Origin of the sequence: Rhizobium sp. P40RR-XXII, from assembly GCF_012641405.1 — a bacterium.
GTDB lineage: Bacteria > Pseudomonadota > Alphaproteobacteria > Rhizobiales > Rhizobiaceae > Rhizobium.
Genome location: NZ_JABAII010000002.1, coordinates 471678 through 493944 on the forward strand (window position 1 = coordinate 471678; position 22267 = coordinate 493944).

The window sequence follows — 22267 nt, forward strand, 5'->3', positions numbered from 1 at the left end:
GATCGCGCCTCAAGCGTAGATCTTGTTTGCCCGCGTCTCGAAGGCATCCGTAAACATGCGGAAGGCGCGATCGAACATCGATCCCATCAAGGCGCCGAGGATGCGGCTCTTGAACTCATAATCGATGAAGAAATCGATGCTGCAGCCGCCATTTTCCGACGGCGTGAAGCGCCAGCGATTATCGAGATATTTGAACGGGCCGTCGATGTATTTCACGTCGATCGCGCGCTCCGCCTTGTTCAGCAGCACCTGTGTCGTGAAGGTCTCGCGGATCGCCTTATAACCGACGGTCATATCGGCAACGAGCAAGGTCTTGCCGTCCCGCTCCTTGCGGCTCCGGATCGTCAGCGCCTCGCAAAGCGGCAAGAATTCGGGATAGCGTTCCACGTCGGCGACGAGGTCGAACATCTGGTCGGGCGAATGCGGAACGGGGCGATGAGTTTCGAATTGAGGCATGAGCCGCAATTAAGCAGGACGGCCAAGAAGATCAAGAAGCTGACGCATTTCGCCGCGGGATTTCAGCTGTAAAACAGGCACATCGGGGCCGTGCTCGACAAGGGCGGCGACGACGCGGGGCGTAAATTTCTCCTCGAACGTCCAGATGAAACGCAGGAACTCCCAATCGATCTTCTCTTTGCATCCGGGCGCCATCTCAGGCCGCGTGCGCCCGATCCATTTGAGCCATCGCGAGACGGCACCCCAAATGCAAAGCAATCGCGGCATCCGCACCCAGATGACGAAATCGGTGCGCGGCAGACGAATATCGAACGTCGAGGGATTCGTGCCGTCCATGACCCATCGCTCGCCTTCAATCATGGAGAGGATGAGGGAACGCTGCTCGGTCTTGTCGCGCTGAACCCAGCCCGGCAGCCACAATATGTCCCGATCAACCGAGATATAGGTGAGGTCGAAACGGGCAGCAATCTTCTGCGACAGCGTCGACTTGCCGCCACCGGAGCAACCCATGACGAGAATGCGATTCGCCTTTTTGAGAAGGGCAGCCCCTTCATTCATGTCAACGGTGCAAGACAGCACCTGCGGCGCGACGATCTGCTCCACGGTCCAGCTCCATTGTCTCATCTAAAGCGCCGAAACCGGTAACAAACGGCGGCGTGTTCCCTAGGCCGCGTCGATGACAAAGAGATGACGGCGCGAACAAAAACCGCGGCACAATCGCCGCGGTTCGTTCGAATGGCAAGATGTAATCTTGGCGCGCTTACTCGGCAGCGAGCAGCAGCTTCTTTTCGCGGGCGGCACGCAGCCGCTCGAAATCGTCGCCGGCATGATGCGACGAGCGGGTGAGCGGGCTGGAAGCTACCATCAGGAAGCCCTTGGTATAGGCGACCGTCTCATAGGATTTGAACTCTTCCGGCGTCACGAAGCTCATCACCTGATGATGCTTGCGCGTCGGCTGCAGATACTGGCCGATCGTGAGGAAATCGACATCGGCGGTGCGCAGGTCGTCCATCAGCTGCAGCACTTCGTTGCGCTCTTCGCCGAGGCCGACCATGATGCCTGACTTCGTGAACATGGTCGGATCCAGTTCCTTGACCCGCTGCAGCAGGCGGATCGAATGGAAGTAGCGCGCGCCGGGACGCACGGTCAGATAATTACCCGCGACGGTTTCCATGTTGTGGTTGAAGACATCGGGCTTGGCGGCGACGACGCGCTCCAGCGCACCCGGCTTCTTCAGGAAGTCCGGTGTCAGGATTTCGATCGTGGTCGTCGGCGACGCGGCCCGGATCGCCCAGATCACCTTCTCGAAATGCTCGGCGCCGCCGTCCGCCAGATCGTCGCGGTCGACGGACGTGATGACGACGTGGCTGAGGCCCATTTCCTTGACGGCCTTGGCGACATTTTCGGGCTCGGCCATGTCGAGCGCATTCGGTTTGCCGGTCGCGACATTGCAGAAGGCACAGGCGCGGGTACAGATCTCGCCCATGATCATGAAGGTGGCGTGCTTCTTGTCCCAGCATTCACCGATATTCGGGCAACCTGCCTCCTCGCAGACCGTGACCAGCTTATGCTCCTTCACGATCGAACGGGTCTCGGCATAGCCCTTGGATGTCGGCGCCTTGACGCGGATCCAGTCCGGCTTGCGCAGGACTTCCGTATCCGGCTTGTGCGCCTTCTCCGGATGCCTGATGCGCTTTGCATCCGGGTTGATCGTGTCGAGAATCGTGACCATGAAACGTCTACTTTCCGCCGCTACCTGCGGCCCTTCATCGCCGGGCGAATTTGGCGAGGAATATCAGAATGCATGCACCAATGAAACCGGTGATGAAAAAGCCGAGCCGACCGCCGGGCACGCCGACATGCAGGGCGACCAGAAGTCCCGCCGCGACCACCGAGCCGGCGATACCGAGGATGATGTTCAGGATGATACCGTAGCGCGCATCCATCAGCTTGCCCGCGAGCCAACCCGCGAGACCGCCGATGATGATCAGACCCAGCCAACCGACACTTTCCATCAAACCCTCGTTCCAGGCGTATTGCTAGGGTGCCCTAGACGATCAATCTCGCCAAAAGCACCACGATGATCGCACCGACGGTGGCATGGATGATCTCCACCACAAGCGCATTTTCAATGCCGAGCGAAATCCCGAAATAGTGAAACAGGAAGCCGCCAACGAACGCTCCGATCACGCCGCTCACCAGGCAACCGATGAGCCCGCCGCCTCCGACGATCAGGCTCGCGAGAAACCCCGCGACCAGCCCGATGAGAAGAAAGACGATCCAACCTTGAGCCGCTATAGACATGTTGATTTCCTTTCCTGATTTCCACCCTTTGGATAAAGGGCATGGCAGGAAATTATCAAGCGTTCAGCGCCCGGCCGTAGGCGTCCAGCACCGCTTCCTTCATCGTTTCCGAAACGGTCGGATGCGGGAAGATCGTGTGCATCAGCTCTTCTTCCGTCGTCTCCAGGTTCATGGCGACGACGAAGCCCTGGATGAGTTCGGTAACCTCTGCGCCGACCATATGCGCGCCGAGCAGTTCGCCGGTCTTCTTGTCGAAGATGACCTTGCAGAGTCCCTGGTCCTCGCCGAGAGCAATTGCCTTGCCGTTGGCGGCGAAGGAGAAGCGGCCGACGCGGATATCGCGGCCGAGTTCCTTTGCCTTGGCTTCGGTCAGGCCGACGGAGGCGACTTGCGGCTGGCAATAGGTGCAGCCCGGAACCTTGCTCTTGTCCGTCGGATGAACGTTCGGCAGGCCGGCGATCTTCTCGATGCAGACGACGCCCTCGTGCTCGGCCTTGTGCGCCAGCATCGGAGGACCGGCAACATCGCCGATGGCATAAATGCCGGGAACGTTGGTGTTGCCGTAGCCGTCGATGACGACGCAGCCGCGGTCGGTCTTCACGCCGAGCGCTTCAAGTCCGAGATTTTCGATGTTGCCCTGCACGCCGACGGCCGAGATCATGCGGTCGGCAACGATCTGCTGAACCTTGCCGTCTTCGGTTTCGACATGGGCGGTGACGCTGTTGGCGGCCTTATCGACCTTCGTGACCTTCGCCTTGGTGAAGATCTTCAGGCCGCGCTTTTCGAGCTGCTTGCGGGCGATGCCGGAGATTTCGGCATCTTCCACCGGCATGACGGTCGGCATGACTTCGACGACTGTGACGTCGACACCCATGGAGCGATAGAAGCTTGCGAATTCGATGCCGATCGCGCCCGAGCCCATGACGAGCAACGACTTCGGCAGGAAGTCCGGCTTCAGTGCTTCGAAATAGGTCCAGATCAGCTTGCCGTCCGGCTCGATGCCGGGCAGCGCGCGCGGGCGGGCGCCGGTGGCGACGATGATATGCTTGGCAGTGTAGGTGCCCTCACCCTTGACGTTCTTCGGCAGCGGGTGCTGCGGCTCGACAACCGGCTTGGTCGACTTGCCGACGACGATCTCGCCGGGCTGAGCGCCGGTCGAAGCCTTGGTGATCTTGGCTTCGCCCCAGATGACGTCGACCTTGTTCTTCTTCATCAGGAAGCCGACGCCGGCATTCAAACGGGCGGAGACACCGCGCGAGCGGGCAACGACGGCCTTCACATCCGCGCTGACCTTGCCTTCGAGAACGAGGCCGTAATCCTTCAGATGGTTGGAATGATCGAGAATTTCGGCCGAGCGAAGCAGCGCCTTTGTGGGTATGCAGCCCCAGTTGAGGCAGATGCCGCCCAGGTGCTCGCGCTCGACGATCGCGGTCTTCAGGCCAAGCTGGGCGGCGCGCACGGCGGCGACATAACCGCCGGGACCAGAGCCGATGATAATGACGTCGTAATTCTCAGCCATGTGTTTCCTGCCTTATTGCTGGCGGCGGATCGGAGCCGGCGCCTTGAATCTATCAGAGACCGAGCATCATCCGCACGATCGGCTCGAGGCCGCGACCGAGCGCCCGGGTGTTTTCCGCATCGAGATGAACGCCATCGAGCGGCGTGGTCACAGCGACCGTATTAGCGTCGAAGAAGCCGCAGCCGAGCTCGTCGGCCAGATCTCTGTAGAGCGTCGGCAGCTTGTTCGATTCCTTGACCGCGCCGAGATAGCTCGCCGCAAAGGCCGGATTGGCCGTTTCGGTGATTGCCGGCGGGGCAACGATAAGGATATCGGGCACCTCGTAGTCGAACCCCCAGGCGTGATTGCGCACGAGCTGGACCAGCCGGCTGATGCCCTGCAAAGCGGCGAACGCCGAGCCGGCCACAACCGGTTTCATATCGTTGGTGCCGAGCATGAGGATCACGAGATCGAGCGGATTGTGGCTCTGCAGGATCGTCGGCAGGATTCTCGCGCCGTTGCGATCGCAATCGGCGAGGTGATCGTCGAAAGCCGTCGTGCGACCGTTCAACCCTTCCGGGATGACGCGCACCTGGCTGCCGAGCGCCTTTTGCAGCGCGCTCGGCCACCGATCTTCAAAGGCATGACGGCCGATCGTCTCGGCGCTGTAGCCCCATGTCAGCGAGTCGCCGTAACACAGAACAGTCTTGGTCATTCACGCCTCCGTGTCGCGACAAGGCTCAGACGAGCATCCCCATCGGATTTTCGATGTAGCCCTTGAAGGCTGCCAGGAGCTCAGCACCGAGCGCACCGTCAACGGCGCGATGGTCGGTCGACAGCGTGACGGTCATCACGGTGGCAATCGCCATTTCGCCCTTCTTGACGATGACGCGCTGTTCGCCCGCGCCGACGGCCAGGATGGTCGCATGCGGCGGGTTGACGACGGCGGCGAAATTCTTGACGCCCATCATGCCCATGTTAGACACCGCGGTCGTACCGCCCTGATACTCCTCAGGCTTCAGCTTGCGCTCCTTGGCGCGCTTGCCGTAGTCCTTCATCTCGTTGGAGATGGTCGAGAGCGTCTTCTGCTCGGCGCTGCGGATGATCGGCGTGATCAGGCCGCCCGGGATGGACACGGCAACGCCGACATCGGCATGCTTGTGCTTGACCATATTGCTGTCGGTCCAGGACACGTTGGCATCCGGAACATCGCGCAATGCCAGCGCCAGAGCCTTGATGACCATGTCATTGACCGAGAGCTTGTAGGCCGGCACGCCATCCTTGGACTTCGGAGCGGAATCGTTGAGCTGCGTGCGGAGAGCCAGCAGCGCGTCGAGTTCGCAATCGACCGAGACGTAGAAGTGCGGGATCGTCTGCTTGGATTCCTGCAGGCGCTTGGCGATCGTCTTGCGCATGCCGTCATGCGGCACGAGCTCGTAGGAACCCTGCTCGAACAGCTTGAGCACGGCGTCGTCGGACATGCCCTTCGCAGCGGCCGGAGCAGCAGCGGCGGCGGCCGGCTGTGCTGCCGGTGCTGTTACAGGAGCAGCCTTGGCGGTGCCGCCGGAAACGGCAGCTTCGATATCCTTCTTGACCACGCGGCCATGCGGGCCGGTGCCGGAAACCGCTGTCACATCGATGCCGGCTTCCTTGGCAAGACGGCGTGCGAGCGGAGACGCGAAGGTGCGATGACCGTCGTTTGCAGTCGGAGCCGATGCAACGGGTGCAGGTGCAGCCGCAGGAGCCGAAACGCTTGCCGGAGCCGGAGCTGCCGCAGGTGCGGCTTCCGCCTTCGGAGCTTCCTTGGCTGCCGGAGCAGCAGCGGCACCAGCGCCGGATGCTGCAGCGGCAACATCTTCGCCATCGGCGGCGATGACGGCAATCAGGGCATTGACCTTCACGCCTTCGGTGCCGGCCGGAACGACGATCTTCGCGACGGTGCCTTCATCGACAGCCTCGACTTCCATCGTTGCCTTGTCAGTCTCGATCTCGGCGATCACGTCGCCAGACTTGATCTTATCGCCTTCCTTGACCAGCCACTTGGCGAGGTTGCCCTCTTCCATGGTCGGCGAGAGGGCAGGCATGGTGATGTTGATAGGCATCGATGAGCCCTCCCCTTATTTGTAGCAAACGGCCTTCACCGCATCGACCACTTCGGCGACGCTCGGAAGCGCCAGCTTTTCGAGGTTGGCGGCGTATGGCATGGGTACGTCCTTGCCAGCGATCGTCAGGATCGGCGCATCGAGATAGTCGAAGGCCTGCTGCATCACGCGAGTGGCGATTTCCGTGCCGACGGAGGACTGAGGATAGCCTTCCTCGACGGTGACCAGACGGCCGGTCTTCTTGACCGATTCGATGATCGTCGGCAGGTCCATCGGGCGGATGGTGCGCAGGTCGATGAGTTCGACATCGATGCCCTGGGCTTCCAGCTCGGCGACTGCCTTCGTGGCGTAGGTCATGCCGATGCCGAAGGAGACGACCGTGACGTCCTTGCCCGGACGATGGATGCGGGCCTTGCCGATCGGCAGAACGAAATTATCGAGCTTCGGCACATCGAAGTGCTGGCCGTAGAGAATTTCGTTTTCAAGGAAGATGACCGGGTTCGGATCGCGGATGGCAGCCTTCAGCAGGCCCTTGGCGTCGGCTGCCGTATAGGGCATGACAACCTTGAGGCCCGGAATCTGGCTGTACCAGGCCGCGTAATCCTGACTGTGCTGAGCGCCGACGCGGGCTGCCGCGCCGTTCGGGCCGCGGAACACCATCGGAGCACCCATCTGGCCGCCCGACATATAGAGCGTCTTGGCGGCGGAGTTGATGATCTGGTCGATCGCCTGCATGGCGAAGTTGAAGGTCATGAACTCGACGATCGGGCGAAGGCCGGCCATCGCAGCACCGACGCCGATACCGGCAAAGCCGTGCTCGGTGATCGGAGTGTCGATTACGCGGCGAGCGCCGAATTCCTGCAGCAGGCCCTGGGTCACCTTGTAGGCGCCCTGGTATTCCGCGACTTCTTCACCCATGACGAAAACGTCCTGGTTGGCGCGCATTTCTTCGGCCATTGCATCGCGCAGTGCTTCACGCACCGTCATCGACACCATTTCCGTGCCGGCCGGAATTTCGGGGTCAGCGGCTGCGGCAACCTTCGGCTGGGCCGGAACGGGTGCAGCAGCAGGCGCCGGAGCGGCGGCAGGAGCTTCGGTCTTTGCCGGCTCGGCTGCGGGTGCGGCCTTGGCGGAAGAGATAGCGTCGGCGGATTCACCGTCCTGCAACAGGATGGCGATCTTGGTGTTGACCTTGACGCCTTCGGTGCCGGCATCGATCAGCAGCTTGCCGATCGTGCCTTCGTCGACGGCTTCCACTTCCATGGTGGCCTTGTCGGTTTCGATTTCGGCAATGACATCACCGGAAACGACCTTGTCGCCTTCCTTCTTGAGCCATTTCGAAAGGGTACCCTCTTCCATTGTCGGAGAAAGGGCGGGCATGAGAATGTCGATGGGCATAGTGTCCCTCCCCGATTTAGAGCAGAATGTCGGTATAGAGCTCGGATGCATCCGGCTCCGGATCGTTCTGGGCGAAATCGGCGCTGTCTGCGACGATGTCCCGGACATCCTTGTCGATATCCTTCAGATCGTCTTCGCTCGCCCAACCCTTTTCGAGAAGGCGAATACGGACCTGTTCGATCGGGTCATGCTCGGAGCGCATCTTCTGCACTTCATCCTTCGAACGGTACTTGGCCGGATCGGACATGGAGTGACCGCGATAACGGTAGGTCAGCATTTCCAGGATGATCGGGCCTTTGCCGGAACGGCAATGCGCGACAGCTTCGTCAGCCGCAGCCTTGACGGCGCGTACGTCCATGCCGTCGACCTGGATGCCGGGAATGCCGAAGGATGCACCGCGCTTGGAGAAATCGGCCTGCGCGGTGGCGCGAGCGGTCGAGGTGCCCATGGCGTAGCGGTTGTTCTCGATCACGAAAATGACAGGCAGCTTCCAGAGCTGCGCCATGTTGAAGCTTTCGTAGACCTGGCCCTGGTTGGCGGCGCCATCGCCAAAATAGGCAACGCTGACATTGTCATTGCCGCGATACCAGTTGGCAAAACCGAGGCCGGTGCCGAGCGAGACCTGGGCGCCAACGATGCCATGGCCGCCGTAGAAATTCTTTTCCTTGGAGAACATATGCATGGAGCCGCCCTTCCCTCGGGAATAGCCGCCCTGACGTCCGGTCAGCTCAGCCATGACGCCACGTGCGCTCATGCCGGTTGCCAGCATATGCCCATGGTCGCGATAGCCGGTAATGACCTGGTCGCCATCCTTCAGCGCCAGCTGCATGCCGACGACGACAGCTTCCTGACCAATATAAAGGTGACAGAAACCGCCAATGAAGCCCATGCCGTAAAGCTGGCCGGCCTTCTCTTCGAAGCGGCGGATCAGGAGCATCTCACGATAAGCCTTGAGCTCCGCATCACGATCGAACTCCGCGATCGGGCCGCCATTGGTTTCCTTGGCAGGCCTTGATGCTGTCTTACGGCTGGAAACGGTCGCGTTTTTTCGCGGCGCCATTCAACCCTCCCTGTGTGAGTAGCCTCGTTTTTTGGTGAGGCGTAACATAGGGAAGATTGTCCGCCACAGCAATGCTATAATTGCATGGCTCATATTCTCCGCAAGTTATTGATATAACTCGCGAAAAGTCGATTAACCGGAATTCGGTTAATTACGGCTATTTGTTGAAGATGACGATCTCGTTCGCCTTAGAATAGGTCAGCTGATAACGCGCATATTGATCGAGCATGTCCTTGTCCAGGGAGCCGTCACTCAAGAGCGTGACCTCCTTTTCAAGGTGTTCGCGCTTGGCGACCAGATCCGCCAATTCCTTGGCGCGATCGACGCGGCGCTGCTCGAATACTTCGGTCGCCTTCAGGCCGTAGTCGCCATGGATGCAATGATAACCGAAATAGCTCACAAAGGCGACGGTGATGGCGGGAAGGATGAAACGCCCGAACTTTCTCTTCTTATGATACTTTGTCCACATACTCGCTCGAAACGCTCTGGCTTTAAGCAATCTTACTCCAGAGCCAATGTCGCTTCGGACAAGATCACATCAAATCAAACACCTAGAGCTAATTTACCCGGCAGAGATTAACCGTCCGTTGACTCTAACTGCGCAGGCCAACAAAAAACCGCGCCCGAAGGCGCGGTGGTTCGATTTCAGATAGGAATGGCGCGCGGATCCGGAGATCCCGCGGATCAGGCATCAGCCACGCAGAATGGAGCGGCCGGCATACTTTGCCTGCGGGCCGAGAGCTTCTTCGATGCGGATGAGCTGGTTGTACTTGGCGAGGCGGTCGGAGCGCGACAGCGAGCCGGTCTTGATCTGACCGCAGTTGGTGGCAACGGCGAGATCGGCAATGGTGGAATCTTCCGTTTCGCCCGAGCGATGCGACATGACGGCGGTATAGTTGGCCTTGTGTGCGGTTTCGACGGCATCAAGGGTCTCGGTCAGCGAGCCGATCTGGTTGACCTTGACGAGGATCGAGTTGGCAACGCCCATGCGGATACCGTCGCGCAGGCGAGCGGAGTTGGTGACGAACAGATCGTCGCCGACCAGCTGGGTCTTCTTGCCGATCAGGTCGGTGAGCGTCTTCCAGCCTTCCCAGTCGTCTTCAGCCATGCCGTCTTCGATCGAAGCGATCGGGTACTTTGCGGCAAGTTCCGCCAGGTATTCGGCCATCGCGCCGGATTCCAGCGTGCGGCCCTCGCCTTCAAGCACGTACTTGCCGTCCTTGAAGAATTCGGTCGAGGCGCAATCGAGGCCAAGAGCGATTTCTTCGCCCGGCTTGTAGCCGGCCTTTTCGATGGACTTCATGATGAAGTCGAGGGCTGCCGGAGCGCTGGAGAGGCCCGGTGCGAAGCCGCCTTCGTCGCCGACATTGGTGTTGTGCCCCTGCGATGCCAGTTCCTTCTTGAGGACGTGGAAGATTTCCGAGCCCATGCGCACGGCATCGCGGATGGATTCTGCGCCGACCGGCAGGATCATGAATTCCTGGAAGTCGATGGGGTTATCGGCATGGGCGCCGCCGTTGATGATGTTCATCATCGGAACCGGCAGGAGACGGGCATGAGCGCCGCCGACATAGCGGTAGAGCGGCAGGTTGGCGCTCTGGGCAGCGGCCTTGGCAACGGCAAGCGAGACGCCGAGGATAGCATTGGCGCCGAGGCGCGACTTGTTCGGCGTGCCGTCGAGTTCGATCATGATGTTGTCGAGCTGGATCTGGTTTTCAGCGTCCATGCCGCCGATCGCATCGAAGATTTCCGAGTTGACGGCTTCGACAGCCTTCTCGACGCCCTTGCCATGGTAGCGCTTGCCGCCATCGCGAAGCTCGACGGCTTCATGCGCGCCGGTCGACGCACCCGACGGAACCGCCGCGCGGCCCATGCTGCCGTCTTCGAGGTAGACATCGACTTCGACGGTCGGATTGCCACGGCTGTCGAGAATCTCGCGGGCGATAATGTCGGTGATTGCGGTCATGATAGCTTCCTGCTCGCTGGTTTATAAATCGATTTAAATCGTCTTAATCGAAGGCACGGAAATTTCAATGCCGATCCGCGCCCCGATTTGGCACTCCTGCAGGCCGCGTAAAGCAAATTCATGTCAGCCTGTTGAATGCCTGATATTTCTTAAGCCTTGGCCACGGCATCAAAAGCCAGCAGCTTCTCCAGAAGCCGCGGCATGTCCTTCAGATAAACCATGTTCGGGCCATCCGAGGGCGCATTGTCCGGGTCTTCATGCGTCTCGACAAAAACACCTGCCACGCCGACGGCAACGGCGGCGCGCGCCAGCGTCTCGACGAATCGGCGGTCACCGCCGGTAGAGCCGCCCTGCCCGCCGGGTTGCTGCACGGAATGGGTCGCATCGAAGATCACTGGCGCGCCCATAGCCGCCATGATCGGCAGCGAGCGCATGTCGGAGACCAGCGTATTGTAGCCGAAGGAGGCGCCGCGCTCGCACAGAAGAATGTTCGGATTGCCGCTTTCATTGAGCTTGGCAAGCACGTTCTTCATATCCCAGGGCGCGAGGAACTGACCCTTCTTGACGTTGACAATACGGCCGGTCTTGGCGGCCGCAACCAGCAGATCGGTCTGGCGCGACAGGAAAGCCGGGATCTGCAGGATATCGACCGTCTTGGCAACGACGGCGCATTGCTCTTCCGTGTGGATGTCGGTCAGAACCGGAAAGCCGTATTCCTTCTTGAGGTCGGCAAAGACTTCCATGGATTTTTCCAGACCGATGCCGCGCTTGCCTGACAGAGAGGTCCGGTTCGCCTTGTCATAGGAGGACTTGTAGACAAGGCCGATGCCGAGCTTGCCGCAGAGCTCCTTCAGGACTCCGGCGACCATGAATGCATGGTCGCGGCTCTCCATCTGACAGGGGCCGGCAATCAGCGACAGCTTGGCGGTGTTGGAAAAGAGGACCTTGGAGGCACCCTCGCCGACGGTGACTTCGGAATTCGTGCTCATGCTATCTCCTCGAAGGCGAACAATGCGCCCTGTCCGGGCGCCAGCCTTGCCAGTATACGATTGTTCTTACGCGTGTAGGTGACGCCGTTAGCAGCGAAATGCGACGATGTCACGGAAAGATCGCGCGTTTTGAAAAGGATTGCGCGCGCCCTCAGCCCGGGATCGCTGGTATGAACCGGCAAATCGTAGAATGCCTCCATTCCTTCCGGCGACAAAAGTTCGAGATCGACATTGGCCGTCTTGATCGTCAAGCCGAAGGAGTGCTCGAGGACTCGCGGACCACCAACGATCTCTTCGAAAAAGCCGCGATACACCGCTGGTGTCAGCGCGGAAAGCGCCACCCGCGCGATGCCGGTCACGCCGTTTTCGTGACGTTCGAGCGCGCCACGATCGGCCGGCAGCGGATTGATACGCTGACAGCAGAAGGCCAGGAAATCCGGCGCGCGCAGATCCGCCGCAAATGCGAGACGAAAGCCGGCCGTGGTTTCCGTTCCGTCCGGCATCTTCATCGGCCGCGAGAAATCAAGCATGCGCCCGGCCGAGATCGCGGCCGCCTTGAAACGCTCGTCGTCGTCGACGGCATCGTCGGTGCCGAAAACCACGGCCGAAAATCCATCCTCGGCGACGCGGAATCGATAAGCCTGGTCACGCGCGACGAAGACGTTGCCATCGGCAATACTCGTCTCGCATTGCTCCTGCGATGCCACGCCCAAAGGCTCGAGATAGGTCTTATCGGCAAGGAAGACACAGGCATTTTCAGTGCCGAAAGGATGGCGGGCATCCGGAGCCACCGTGAAGCCGAGCTTGCCCAGGCGCTCGCGCGCCAGAGCGATGTTGACGGTCGGCAGCACGAGATGATCCAACGGATGCGGTGACAAAGTCATGGTCCTCCCTTGTTTGCCCGCAAGAACAGATTTGCGCCCATACAATGCTCAATTCAAGACCAAAGCCAAAGCCGTGAACGCGCAGAAGAACGCGGGCGCACTAATTCTCAACTGTAGCCGGCTTATGCGACAGTCGTCGTCTCCATCCGCACATGCGCCGAGCGGGATTGACGTGAAGCGTCCATAAAGCGAACAAAGCGGCATTTCTCATATTTATCGATGAATTAGCGCGGATATAATTCCCGAGGAATTTCAAGCGATCCGTGCGATAGCGGCAATTATTTGACAGACCCGGCGAAGCTTTACTGAAATTTAAGCACTTGCAGAACACATATGGAACATATAGTGTCCGTTCTGGATTTGTTTCACGATTTTTCTTGATTTGGGGTTCCAAGACGATGTTGACGCGCAAGCAGCAGGAACTGCTTCTCTTCATTCACGAGCGGATGAAGGAGTCCGGTGTCCCGCCATCTTTCGACGAGATGAAGGACGCATTGGATCTGGCATCCAAATCCGGCATTCACCGTCTGATCACGGCGCTCGAGGAACGTGGCTTCATCCGCCGCCTGCCGAATCGGGCGCGGGCGCTCGAAGTCATCAAGCTGCCGGACGCCTATAATTCGAGCCTGCAGCCACGCCGCGGCTTTTCGCCGAGTGTTATCGAAGGCAGTCTCGGCAAACCCCAGCCGGTCGCGCCGCCAGCCCCGGCAAAGGTTGCAAACGACGACCACAACAGTTCGGTATCGGTACCGGTCATGGGGCGCATCGCTGCCGGCGTTCCGATTTCCGCCATTCAGAACAATACACATGACATTACCGTTCCCGCCGACATGCTCGGCTCCGGCGAGCATTATGCGCTGGAGGTGAGGGGCGATTCGATGATCGACGCCGGAATTTTCGATGGCGATACGGTCATCATCCGAAATTCGACGACAGCCAATCCCGGCGATATCGTCGTTGCGCTCGTTGACGACGAAGAGGCAACGCTGAAGCGCTTCCGCCGCAAGGGCGCCTCGATCGCGCTGGAAGCCGCCAATCCGGCCTATGAAACCCGCATCTTCGGGCCAGACCGCGTCAAGGTTCAAGGCAAGCTGGTAGGGCTTATTCGTCGTTATCATTGACGGATGAGTTATCACTAACAGTTGGATTACCGTTGACGGGTGATACCTGCGCAGGTGGTGTACCGAATTTGCCGGTGCGCCAATCATAGGTTCGGTGTCTGGTCCATGGTCGCTGCGGGTTTTCGAAAGCGGCAGAGATAACGGGCTTATCGGCGGTGAGCGCCATTTCGATGGACCCGGTTTTGCGCAATGTCGCACCGGTTATGAGTATCGCTCCGGAGCGGCAATGATCGAGCCGCAGTCGGATCGGGGTCACGACGATATTTGCCGTGTCGCAGGCGGACGGCAAATAGGCTGCGTTTTCTATGGTGATCAGGATAGCGCCATTATCAAGCATGGCTGCGCACCATGCGCCTTTCTGGCAGGCGAAACTTCCCTGCATCGTCCGGTCCAGCGCTTCCTCCATTGCCTTACGGACTGCCTTATGTTCTTCGCTGCTCAGTCGCTTGTGGCGATCGGTCTTGCTGATCTGCGGAAGCCGGCTATCGCTGGGGAGAATAGTGGGCGGCTGGTGTTCGGTTGCGACCAGTGCCTTCTGCCATTGTTCGAAAATGAAGGCCTGCGGCCTTTCGCGATTTGTGGCGAGTATATCGTCCTGTCGCAGCGCAACCAGGACCCCATCTTCCGAAATCATCAGATCCGGCTTCGGCACGCCGGAGTCGAATGCCGCCACGCCGGTGGATGAAAGCACCAACAGCAGCCCCAAATGGCGAAGCCGGGTCCGCAACACGGTCATGATCAGGAAGCCGGCAATGAAGGTCGGCATTAGCCAGCCGGGTTGGCGGCCGAAGGTGATGTCGCCTCCCCAACCGGCCACCGTTTTGGCGATTACGATGACGAGTTCCAGTCCCTCGCCGGTGACCTTCCAAAACGGCCCGTCCAGGCCGAAGGGCATGAGCAGCATTGCCACCATGCCGAACGGCATGACAATGAAGGAGACCACCGGCATGGCCGCGAGGTTGGCGGCGAGACCATATGTCGCCAGCCGGTGAAAATGCTCGATCGAGAAGATGGCCGTCGATGCGCCGCCGATGAACGAGGTCGACAATACGCCGCCGAAGAAGCGCGAGACGAAGAGCAGCGGGCTTAACAGGCGGATCCGCGAGAGGATGTTTTCGCGGTGCCGCCGTCGTTTCCATAACGAATAGCCCGACACCAGCGCCAGCGTTGCGGCATAGGACATCTGGAAGCTTGGGCCTAGCACCTGCGACGGCGACAGAACAAGGATGACGATGGCGGATAGCGCGACATTGCGAAGGCTGAGCGAGGGCCGATCGAAAAGTACGGCCACCAGCATGATCGCCATCATGATGAAAGCACGCTCGGCGGATACGCCGAAGCCGGAAATGAGGTAATAGGCCGTTACCGTCAAAAGCGCGCCGAAAGCCGCGAATTTCTTGGTCGGCCAGGCCTGCGCAACTCCCGGAAACAAGCTGAACAGATAGCGCAGGCCGACATAGAAGATGCCGGCCGATAGCGCCATGTTCAGCCCCGAAATTGCAATAATATGGGTAAGACCGGCAATTCGCAGCGACTCGGTCGTATCCTTGGAGATCGCACGTCTCTCATCGGTGACGAGCGCCGCAGCGAAGGCGCCCGTATCTCCCGGCAGGGTTTCCCTGATCCTGTCGCCGATGCCGTTGCGCAGGCCGGCAAGCCAGATATCGGCCTTATCCAGCAGCGAATTTGCGGTGTTATCACCGGATGGAGGCAATAGGTTCGGGCTGCCATAGGCGAAACCGTTCGCACCAATGCCATTGAAGTAAGAGCTGAAGGCGAAATCGTTGAGGTCAGGCAAAGCCGGCCCGGACGGCGGTGTCAGGCGCGCCCTGCCCTGGATGCGATCGCCGAGGTCAAACGGCTTCAGCTGCTTGCGTACGAAGATCGTGATCCGTTCCGGCGAACGGCGAATCGTGGGCTTTTCCGTTGCCGCGACCCGGACGACATAGCGCCAGCCGCCATTGTCATAGGATTCACGTCGCTCGACCCTCCCCGTGACGGTCGTCGTCACGGCCGAGTCGAGCATGACAGTGGAAGCCCGCCAGCTTTCCCATTGAGCCAGCGCCATGCCGAGGCAGATCAGCATGGCGGCGAAAAGCAGATGCCGAAACAGCCTGCCCGTTTCCCGCCGGAGCGCAAAGCTAGCGGTAAAGACAAACAGGCCCGCCAGCACGGCTTGCGGAGGCGGATCGCTGCCAGCTTCGAACCAGAAGATCGCACCGAGACCCATATAGATCGGCGCGAAAAGGATGGCGCGGCCGTGTGCGGCTTCCTCCTCGACCAGCCGGGCAATGCCGCCTCGAATGCGGCCCGCGATCAGGAGGAAACGCGAGGTCAGCGGCGCCAGATGCTGCGTCCGCTCCCCTTGTCGTGCCTTGGCACGAAGCACATTCGTCGCGACGGCAGGACGAAGCTGCGAAGGCGCAGCGACTTCCCGGCCATCGTCCCGCTGCTCCGTTGCCTCCAAATTAGGCACTCGCCGCCACCCCCACGCAAAACCACAGCTTTGGCGCGATTTTTGCCGTCACCATCAGGTGATTTCAACCGAAATCGGCATGATAGGGATGAAATTGAGCCGGTTTCTCGGTACAGCACGATTAGTGGCGCTACCGCAGTGCCCAAAAGTTGATACCGCGATGCACAATTCAGCAATCGGATAACTTGGCATTAGGCTCTGGATCATATAGCTAGTCGGTAGTCGCTTAACCTTTTGGCGCTTTTTATGGCGTCAATCCCGCCAAATCTTGGAGGATCAGCATGACGGAACAAAGCGCGAAACTAACTTGGGGTGAAAAGACGGTGGACCTGCCGGTCATGACCGGAACCATCGGCCCAAGTGTCATTGATATTGGTGCCCTTTATAAGAACACCTCCACTTTCACTTACGATCCTGGCTTCACCTCGACCGCATCGTGCGAGTCCAGCATCACCTATATCGATGGCGACGAAGGCGTTCTGCTGCATCGCGGCTATCCAATCGATCAGCTGGCCGAACACGGCGACTTCCTCGAAGTATGCTATCTTCTTCTTTACGGCGAACTGCCGACGACAGCACAGAAGAAGGATTTCGACTATCGCGTGACCCATCACACGATGGTGCACGAGCAGATGTCGCGCTTCTTCACCGGCTTCCGCCGCGACGCGCATCCGATGGCCGTCATGTGCGGCTGCGTCGGCGCGCTCTCCGCTTTCTATCACGACTCGACCGACATCACCGATCCGCATCAGCGCATGGTCGCAAGCCTTCGCATGATCGCCAAGATGCCGACGCTCGCCGCCATGGCCTACAAGTACCATATCGGCCAGCCCTTCGTTTACCCGAAGAACGATCTCGACTATGCGTCTAACTTCCTGCGCATGTGCTTTGCTGTTCCGTGCGAAGACTATGTCGTCAATCCGGTGCTCGCCCGCGCCATGGACCGCATCTTCATCCTGCATGCCGACCATGAGCAGAATGCGTCGACCTCGACGGTCCGCCTCGCAGGCTCCTCGGGTGCCAATCCGTTCGCCTGTATTGCCGCAGGCATTGCCTGCCTCTGGGGTCCGGCTCACGGCGGCGCCAACGAAGCGGCGCTGAACATGCTGAATGAGATCGGCACGGTCGATCGCATCCCGGAATTCATCGCCCGCGCCAAGGACAAGAACGATCCGTTCCGCCTGATGGGCTTCGGTCACCGCGTCTACAAGAACTACGATCCACGCGCCAAGATCATGCAGAAGACGGCGCATGAGGTTCTGGGCGAACTCGGCATCAAGGACGATCCGCTGCTCGACATCGCAATCGAGCTGGAGCGCATCGCTCTGACGGATGAGTACTTCATCGAGAAGAAGCTCTATCCGAACGTCGACTTCTACTCCGGCATCACGCTGAAGGCTCTCGGCTTCCCCACGACCATGTTCACCGTTTTGTTCGCTCTCGCCCGCACCGTCGGCTGGATCGCTCAGTGGAACGAAATGATCGAGGATCCGCATCAGCGCATCGGCCGTCCGCGCCAGCTCTACACCGGCGCTCCGCTGCGCGAATATGTGCCTGTTTCCAAGCGCTAAGCTTCGGTACTGAAACGAAAAAACCGGTCAGGGATGACCGGTTTTTTTATGGGCTAGAACGTCCAGAACAACCTGCGCCGCCTTGTCGCCGGGCGGTTCCTCCGTCTGCATTCGCTCCCAGACGAGATCGTAACCCGCGAGCATGGCTGCACGTTCCGGCGTGTCGTTCGCCAGGCGCTCCATATAGCGAGCGAGCATTCCTGGCCGCAGAACATCGTTGATAAGCTCGGGCAGAACGGCGTAATCGGCAATCAGGTTCGGCAAGGCGGCCGTCCATATCTTGATGCGTGACAGCACGAACTTCGCCAGCCATTCCGTCTTGTAGGTCGAGACCACGGGGACGCCGGCGAGCCCGAGTTCGAGGATCACGGTGCCGGAGGCTGCCATGGCGGCATCAGCCTCAGCAAAAGCGCTCCATTTGGCATTCTGGCCAACGACAATATCTGGCTTTACCTGCCAGTTTCCGACAAGAGAACGCACCAATGCCTCCTGCCGCGGTACGGTTGGCAGCAGAAAACGAATATTATCGTTTCGCCGGCTAAGTTCTTCGGTAGCCCGCTCAAAAACCGGAAGCAGCTGCCGGATCTCCGATGCACGCGATCCGGGCAGCAACAGGATTGTTTTCTGCGCATCGGCGCCGGCAAGACCGCGCAATGCACGCTGGCGGCGCGTCTCCAACAAATCGGCGTCCACGGTCAAGCGGTGGCCGACATAGGTCGTGGCCGGACCGCCCAGACGCTGCATTGCGGCGGGCTCGAACGGCAGCACGGCCAGCACATGGTCGACGTAGGCGAGCATCTTCTGCGCGCGATATTCCTTCCACGCCCAGACGCTGGGGCACACATAATTAACGATCGGAAGACCAGGCAGAGCCTTGCGCACCCTCTTCGCGACACGATGGGTGAAATCGGGGCTATCGATGATCAGAAGCACATCGGGCTTTTCGGCAATAATGGCGTCGGCCGTTTGCCGGATGCGGGCAAGCAGCTTCGGCAACCGCTTGATGACCTGAATGAATCCCATGATCGAGAGTTCGGAATAGTCGAAGAGCGAGCGGAGGCCCTGCGCTTCCAATGCCTCGCCGCCGACGCCCACCAGTTCGACAGGGCCGTCGTAGCGCCGCTTCAGTGCGGCAACGAGATCGCCCCCCAGCAGATCGCCGGAAACCTCGCCGGCGACGACGGCAAGCTTCAAAGGCGCACTGCTCACATGAAGCCCTCCGCGCTCAAGCCCCGGTCGATGCCGCAGACGAAAATACCGGCCTCGTCCGCGGCGGCGATGACAGCCTGCCGGTCGAGGATCAGCGCCCTGCCGGCTTCGATGGCAACGCCGGCAAGACCGGCCTTCTTGGCGTTCGACACCGTAGATACCCCAATGGACGGCAGGTCGGCCCGGACATCCTGTTGTGGCTTGCAGAGTTTGACGAGCACGCCGCGCCGACGCGTCGAGATGCGCCCCGCCGCGCGCAGTTCGGCAACCCGCTCGATCATCTTGTCCGTGCCCTCGGCACCTTCCAGCGCGACGACACGCCCACCCACGCTGACGGCACCCTGGCCGACATCCAGCAACCCCAGCGCATCGGCGGCCTTCGCCCCTTGCGCGATATCGCGCAAATCCTCTGGGGACGGCGAGTGCCGGCCGAGCGGTCCGGTGGTCGCCAGCAGATCGGGCGCGATCTCATGCGCTCCAACGACTTGAACGCCGCCGGCTTCGATCAAGCGGATGACCATTTGCAGCACGGCATTGTCGCCGCCGGAAAGAAGCGTGCGGATAGTCAGAGGCAATTCTTTGATCACACGCCAGGTCGGATGGATCTCGCGCCAGGGCGGACGGCGCGCGACACCGCCAGACATGACGACGCGGTCCACGCCATGACGACGAAACATCGCCTCCAGCCCCGCGAAATTGCCGACACCGAGATTGGCATGGTCAAAGGCGGACCAATCCCGATCCGCCTCGTCCGTCAACGCAATAATGACGGGATTTTCACCGGCCTGGCGAGCGGCGTCGGCGACGTAAACCGGCAAAAGCCCGCTGCCTGCGATAATCGCCAGCCTGCCTTTGCCGTTTTGGCCGGCCGAAACCACGTCAGCTCTTGCCGCGATTGGGCGACGACAGAGCGCGGTCGCTATCGGCTGCGATGAAATCGAGGATTTCGACCACTTCCTTGCAGTCGGCATATTCGTCGCGGATCGCAGCCGCGTTGTCGCGGATCGAGCCTTCATTCTCGAAGATGGTCTTGTAGGCGCGCCGAACCCTGTGAATGACCGCGCGCTCTATACCCGCACGCGACATGCCAACAATATTAAGGCCCGAGAGAACGCCCGGATTGCCATTCAACATGCCGTAGGGAATGACGTCGTAACTCGCAGCCGAAAGCCCCCCGATAAAGGCCTGCCGGCCGATGCGGGTGAACTGGTGGACGGCACAGCCGCCACCCAGGATGGCGCGATCCTCGACGGTCACATGCCCCGCCAACATGACATTATTCGACATGATGACATTGTTGCCGACGCGGCAATCATGCGCGACATGGGAATTGGCAAGGAACAGATTGTTGTTGCCGATGATCGTCTTGCCGCCGTAATCGGCCGTGCCGGTATTGATCGTCACGCCCTCGCGGATCGTGCAGTTCTCGCCGACATCGAGCGTTGTTTCTTCGCCGCCGTGATGGACGCTTTGCGGATCCCCGCCAACAACGGCCATCGGAAATATCTTCGTTCCCTTACCGATCGTCGTGCGGCCGGTCACGACCGCATTGTTGAGCAAGTGAATATTATCATGGAGTACGACTTTCGGACCGACATAGCAGAACGGGCCGACCACTACATTCTCGCCGATGACTGCGCCATCTTCGACGACCGCCTGCTTGTGAATGCGAGCGCTTTTAGCGATGCTGCTCATGCCTCGTCCTGATCCTTCCTCACAATCATCGCGCCGATATCGGCTTCGGCGACCAGAGAGCCATCGACCTTCGCGTCGCAATGGAATTTCCAGATGGTGCCGCGCTGCTTCTGCTTGACGACGTGAAACTCGACGCGGTCACCGGGAACGACCGGCTTGCGGAAACGTGCGTTATCGATCGTCATGAAATAAACGAGGTTACCGCCAATGCCGTCCTTGCGTGCGCAGATCGCGCCAGCTGTCTGCGCCATGCCCTCGATGAGCAGCACGCCCGGCATGATCGGAGAACCGGGAAAATGCCCCGTGAACTGCGGTTCGTTGGCCGTGACGTTCTTGATGCCGATCGCGGAATTGTCGCTATCGATCTCGATGATCTTATCGACCATCAGGAAGGGATAACGATGCGGCAACAGCTTCATAATTTCCAGAACGTCAGCCGACGACAACGACGCCTTGGCTTCCTCAGTCATGCTCCGCACTCCCGTCTTTCTTTTCCCTGGCCCCTGACCGCTTTGCGATCTCCGCCGATTCCCTTAGAAAATCCCATAGAGGCCGCGCTGGAAGGCCCGCATAACGCTCTCCCGCCGGAATACTGTTCATCACGCCGCTCTTGGCACCGATCTGCACGCCATCGCCGATGTGGATGTGGCCATTGAGGCCAGCCTGGCCGCCGATCTGGACACCATCTCCAATCACCGTGCTGCCGGCGATACCGACCTGGCTGACGATAGCACAATGCCGACCAATGCGGACGTTATGTCCGATCTGAACCTGATTGTCGATCTTGGTGCCTTCGCCGATCACGGTGTCATCCATGGTGCCGCGGTCGATCGTCGTATTGGCGCCGATCTCGACATTGTCCTGGATGATGACGCGGCCGATCTGAACGATCTTGACCATGCCGCGAGGCCCTGGCGCATAACCGAAACCATCTTGGCCGATGCGCGTACCATTGTGGACGATGACGCCATTGCCGAGGTAGGCACAGAGCACGCTCGCACCGCCGCCAATGCTACAATTGCGTCCGATTTTCACGCCTGGCCCGATAAGGGCGTTGGCACCGATATACGTGCCCTCGCCGATCTCGGCGCCAGCCCCGATGACAGCACCCGGCTCGACGCCAATATTGGCCTCCAGCTTCGCCGTCGCATCGATAGTAGCGGCCGGTGAAATCGTTCCCTGATTCGCCGCGAATGCGATCGGCCGCATGGCTTGCGGATGCAGCAAACCTCCGACGATCGCAAAATCCGTATGCGGCTTCCTGGACAGAAGCACGGGAATATGATCGGGAACGAAAGATTTCAGCGCCGGCAAGCAAATGATGGCGGAAGCCTTGCAGGTCTCCAGCTCAGCGCGATTCTTTCGGGAAAGGATATAGCAAATATCACCCTCGCCTGCCCGATAGACGGGGGCGATCGACCTGATGACGACCTCCGAAGAGGCCGCATCAGCAAGTTCCGCCCCAAGATGCTCAGCCAGTTGCTTTAAGCTGACGCCACCATGGGGCGGGAAAAAACCAGTATGTTCCATAAGCACCG

At 59.9% G+C, this 22267-nt stretch carries 22 protein-coding genes; 2 read left to right on the forward strand and 20 right to left on the reverse strand.

The genetic code is table 11. The features are described 5' to 3' along the window. Window positions 1-9: 9 nt before the first annotated feature. The 14 genes from HGP16_RS05580 to HGP16_RS05645 all read right to left on the reverse strand — a co-directional run bounded on the left by HGP16_RS05580 (window position 10) and on the right by HGP16_RS05645 (window position 12657). The gene (locus HGP16_RS05580) at window positions 10-456 is read right to left on the reverse strand and encodes a type II toxin-antitoxin system RatA family toxin (protein ID WP_168839010.1); all 447 of its coding nucleotides are present in this window, start codon (window positions 454-456) and stop codon (window positions 10-12) included. 9 nt (window positions 457-465) lie between these two features. Next, entirely contained in the window at window positions 466-1014 is a 549-nt protein-coding gene (locus tag HGP16_RS05585; RefSeq protein WP_205926325.1) for an AAA family ATPase, read from the reverse strand. A 202-nt stretch (window positions 1015-1216) separates the two neighbouring features. Beyond that, entirely contained in the window at window positions 1217-2188 is a 972-nt protein-coding gene (lipA, locus tag HGP16_RS05590) for a lipoyl synthase (RefSeq protein ID WP_168839011.1), read from the reverse strand. Window positions 2189-2222: 34 nt separating this feature from the next. Further along, window positions 2223-2471, reverse strand: a complete 249-nt coding sequence (locus HGP16_RS05595) for a GlsB/YeaQ/YmgE family stress response membrane protein (protein WP_092715509.1) — start codon at window positions 2469-2471, stop codon at window positions 2223-2225. 34 nt (window positions 2472-2505) lie between these two features. Further along, on the reverse strand, window positions 2506-2760 hold the full coding sequence (locus HGP16_RS05600) for a GlsB/YeaQ/YmgE family stress response membrane protein (RefSeq protein ID WP_168839012.1): 255 nt from the start codon (window positions 2758-2760) through the stop codon (window positions 2506-2508). Between the two features lie 55 nt (window positions 2761-2815). Next, window positions 2816-4279, reverse strand: a complete 1464-nt coding sequence (gene lpdA / locus HGP16_RS05605; RefSeq protein ID WP_168839013.1) for a dihydrolipoyl dehydrogenase — start codon at window positions 4277-4279, stop codon at window positions 2816-2818. 52 nt (window positions 4280-4331) lie between these two features. Continuing rightward, window positions 4332-4973, reverse strand: a complete 642-nt coding sequence (locus tag HGP16_RS05610; protein WP_168839014.1) for an SGNH/GDSL hydrolase family protein — start codon at window positions 4971-4973, stop codon at window positions 4332-4334. A 25-nt stretch (window positions 4974-4998) separates the two neighbouring features. Continuing rightward, the gene (locus tag HGP16_RS05615) at window positions 4999-6360 is read right to left on the reverse strand and encodes a pyruvate dehydrogenase complex dihydrolipoamide acetyltransferase (protein ID WP_168839015.1); all 1362 of its coding nucleotides are present in this window, start codon (window positions 6358-6360) and stop codon (window positions 4999-5001) included. A 15-nt stretch (window positions 6361-6375) separates the two neighbouring features. Further along, window positions 6376-7758: a pyruvate dehydrogenase complex E1 component subunit beta gene (locus HGP16_RS05620; protein ID WP_168839016.1), complete on the reverse strand. Its 1383-nt coding sequence runs from the start codon at window positions 7756-7758 to the stop codon at window positions 6376-6378. Between the two features lie 16 nt (window positions 7759-7774). Continuing rightward, window positions 7775-8818 carry a pyruvate dehydrogenase (acetyl-transferring) E1 component subunit alpha gene (pdhA, locus tag HGP16_RS05625; RefSeq protein WP_168839017.1) on the reverse strand — a complete coding sequence of 348 codons (1044 nt, stop codon included), beginning with the start codon at window positions 8816-8818 and terminating at the stop codon, window positions 7775-7777. Between the two features lie 157 nt (window positions 8819-8975). Further along, complete coding sequence (locus HGP16_RS05630) at window positions 8976-9287, reverse strand: septum formation initiator family protein (RefSeq protein WP_168839018.1); 312 nt, start codon at window positions 9285-9287, stop codon at window positions 8976-8978. A gap of 222 nt (window positions 9288-9509) precedes the next feature. Further along, on the reverse strand, window positions 9510-10784 hold the full coding sequence (gene eno / locus HGP16_RS05635) for a phosphopyruvate hydratase (protein ID WP_168839019.1): 1275 nt from the start codon (window positions 10782-10784) through the stop codon (window positions 9510-9512). Window positions 10785-10933: 149 nt separating this feature from the next. Then, a complete protein-coding gene (gene kdsA, locus HGP16_RS05640; RefSeq protein WP_168839020.1) occupies window positions 10934-11773 on the reverse strand; it encodes a 3-deoxy-8-phosphooctulonate synthase in 840 nt (279 codons plus the stop codon). Continuing rightward, a complete protein-coding gene (locus tag HGP16_RS05645) occupies window positions 11770-12657 on the reverse strand; it encodes a VOC family protein (RefSeq protein WP_168839021.1) in 888 nt (295 codons plus the stop codon). Before HGP16_RS05645 ends, kdsA begins: the two co-directional genes overlap by 4 nt. 398 nt (window positions 12658-13055) lie before the next feature. Between HGP16_RS05645 and lexA the strand changes: the two genes are divergently transcribed. After that, the gene (gene lexA / locus HGP16_RS05650; protein WP_168839022.1) at window positions 13056-13778 is read left to right on the forward strand and encodes a transcriptional repressor LexA; all 723 of its coding nucleotides are present in this window, start codon (window positions 13056-13058) and stop codon (window positions 13776-13778) included. On the opposite strand, the gene HGP16_RS05655 is transcribed toward lexA, so the two are convergent. After that, on the reverse strand, window positions 13759-16254 hold the full coding sequence (locus tag HGP16_RS05655) for a ComEC/Rec2 family competence protein (RefSeq protein WP_409526810.1): 2496 nt from the start codon (window positions 16252-16254) through the stop codon (window positions 13759-13761). The genes lexA and HGP16_RS05655 overlap by 20 nt on opposite strands. A 281-nt stretch (window positions 16255-16535) precedes the next feature. Between HGP16_RS05655 and gltA the strand changes: the two genes are divergently transcribed. Beyond that, window positions 16536-17825 carry a citrate synthase gene (gene gltA / locus HGP16_RS05660; protein ID WP_168839023.1) on the forward strand — a complete coding sequence of 430 codons (1290 nt, stop codon included), beginning with the start codon at window positions 16536-16538 and terminating at the stop codon, window positions 17823-17825. 27 nt (window positions 17826-17852) lie between these two features. Here the strand turns inward: gltA and lpxB are convergent, their stop codons facing one another. Genes lpxB through lpxD form a run of 5 tightly spaced genes read right to left on the reverse strand, consistent with a single transcriptional unit; the run spans window position 17853 to window position 22259 of the window. Beyond that, window positions 17853-19034, reverse strand: a complete 1182-nt coding sequence (gene lpxB, locus HGP16_RS05665; protein ID WP_168839024.1) for a lipid-A-disaccharide synthase — start codon at window positions 19032-19034, stop codon at window positions 17853-17855. Further along, window positions 19031-19912: an LpxI family protein gene (locus HGP16_RS05670; protein ID WP_168839025.1), complete on the reverse strand. Its 882-nt coding sequence runs from the start codon at window positions 19910-19912 to the stop codon at window positions 19031-19033. Before HGP16_RS05670 ends, lpxB begins: the two co-directional genes overlap by 4 nt. Window position 19913: 1 nt before the next feature. Continuing rightward, entirely contained in the window at window positions 19914-20729 is an 816-nt protein-coding gene (lpxA, locus tag HGP16_RS05675) for an acyl-ACP--UDP-N-acetylglucosamine O-acyltransferase (RefSeq protein ID WP_168839026.1), read from the reverse strand. Then, window positions 20726-21199, reverse strand: coding sequence for a 3-hydroxyacyl-ACP dehydratase FabZ (gene fabZ, locus HGP16_RS05680; RefSeq protein WP_149637607.1), 474 nt, complete (start codon window positions 21197-21199; stop codon window positions 20726-20728). Before fabZ ends, lpxA begins: the two co-directional genes overlap by 4 nt. Beyond that, window positions 21192-22259 (reverse strand): UDP-3-O-(3-hydroxymyristoyl)glucosamine N-acyltransferase, encoded by a 1068-nt coding sequence (gene lpxD / locus HGP16_RS05685; RefSeq protein ID WP_168839027.1) that lies wholly within the window; start codon window positions 22257-22259, stop codon window positions 21192-21194. The genes fabZ and lpxD overlap by 8 nt, the downstream gene beginning before the upstream one ends. Between the last annotated feature and the right edge of the window lie 8 nt (window positions 22260-22267).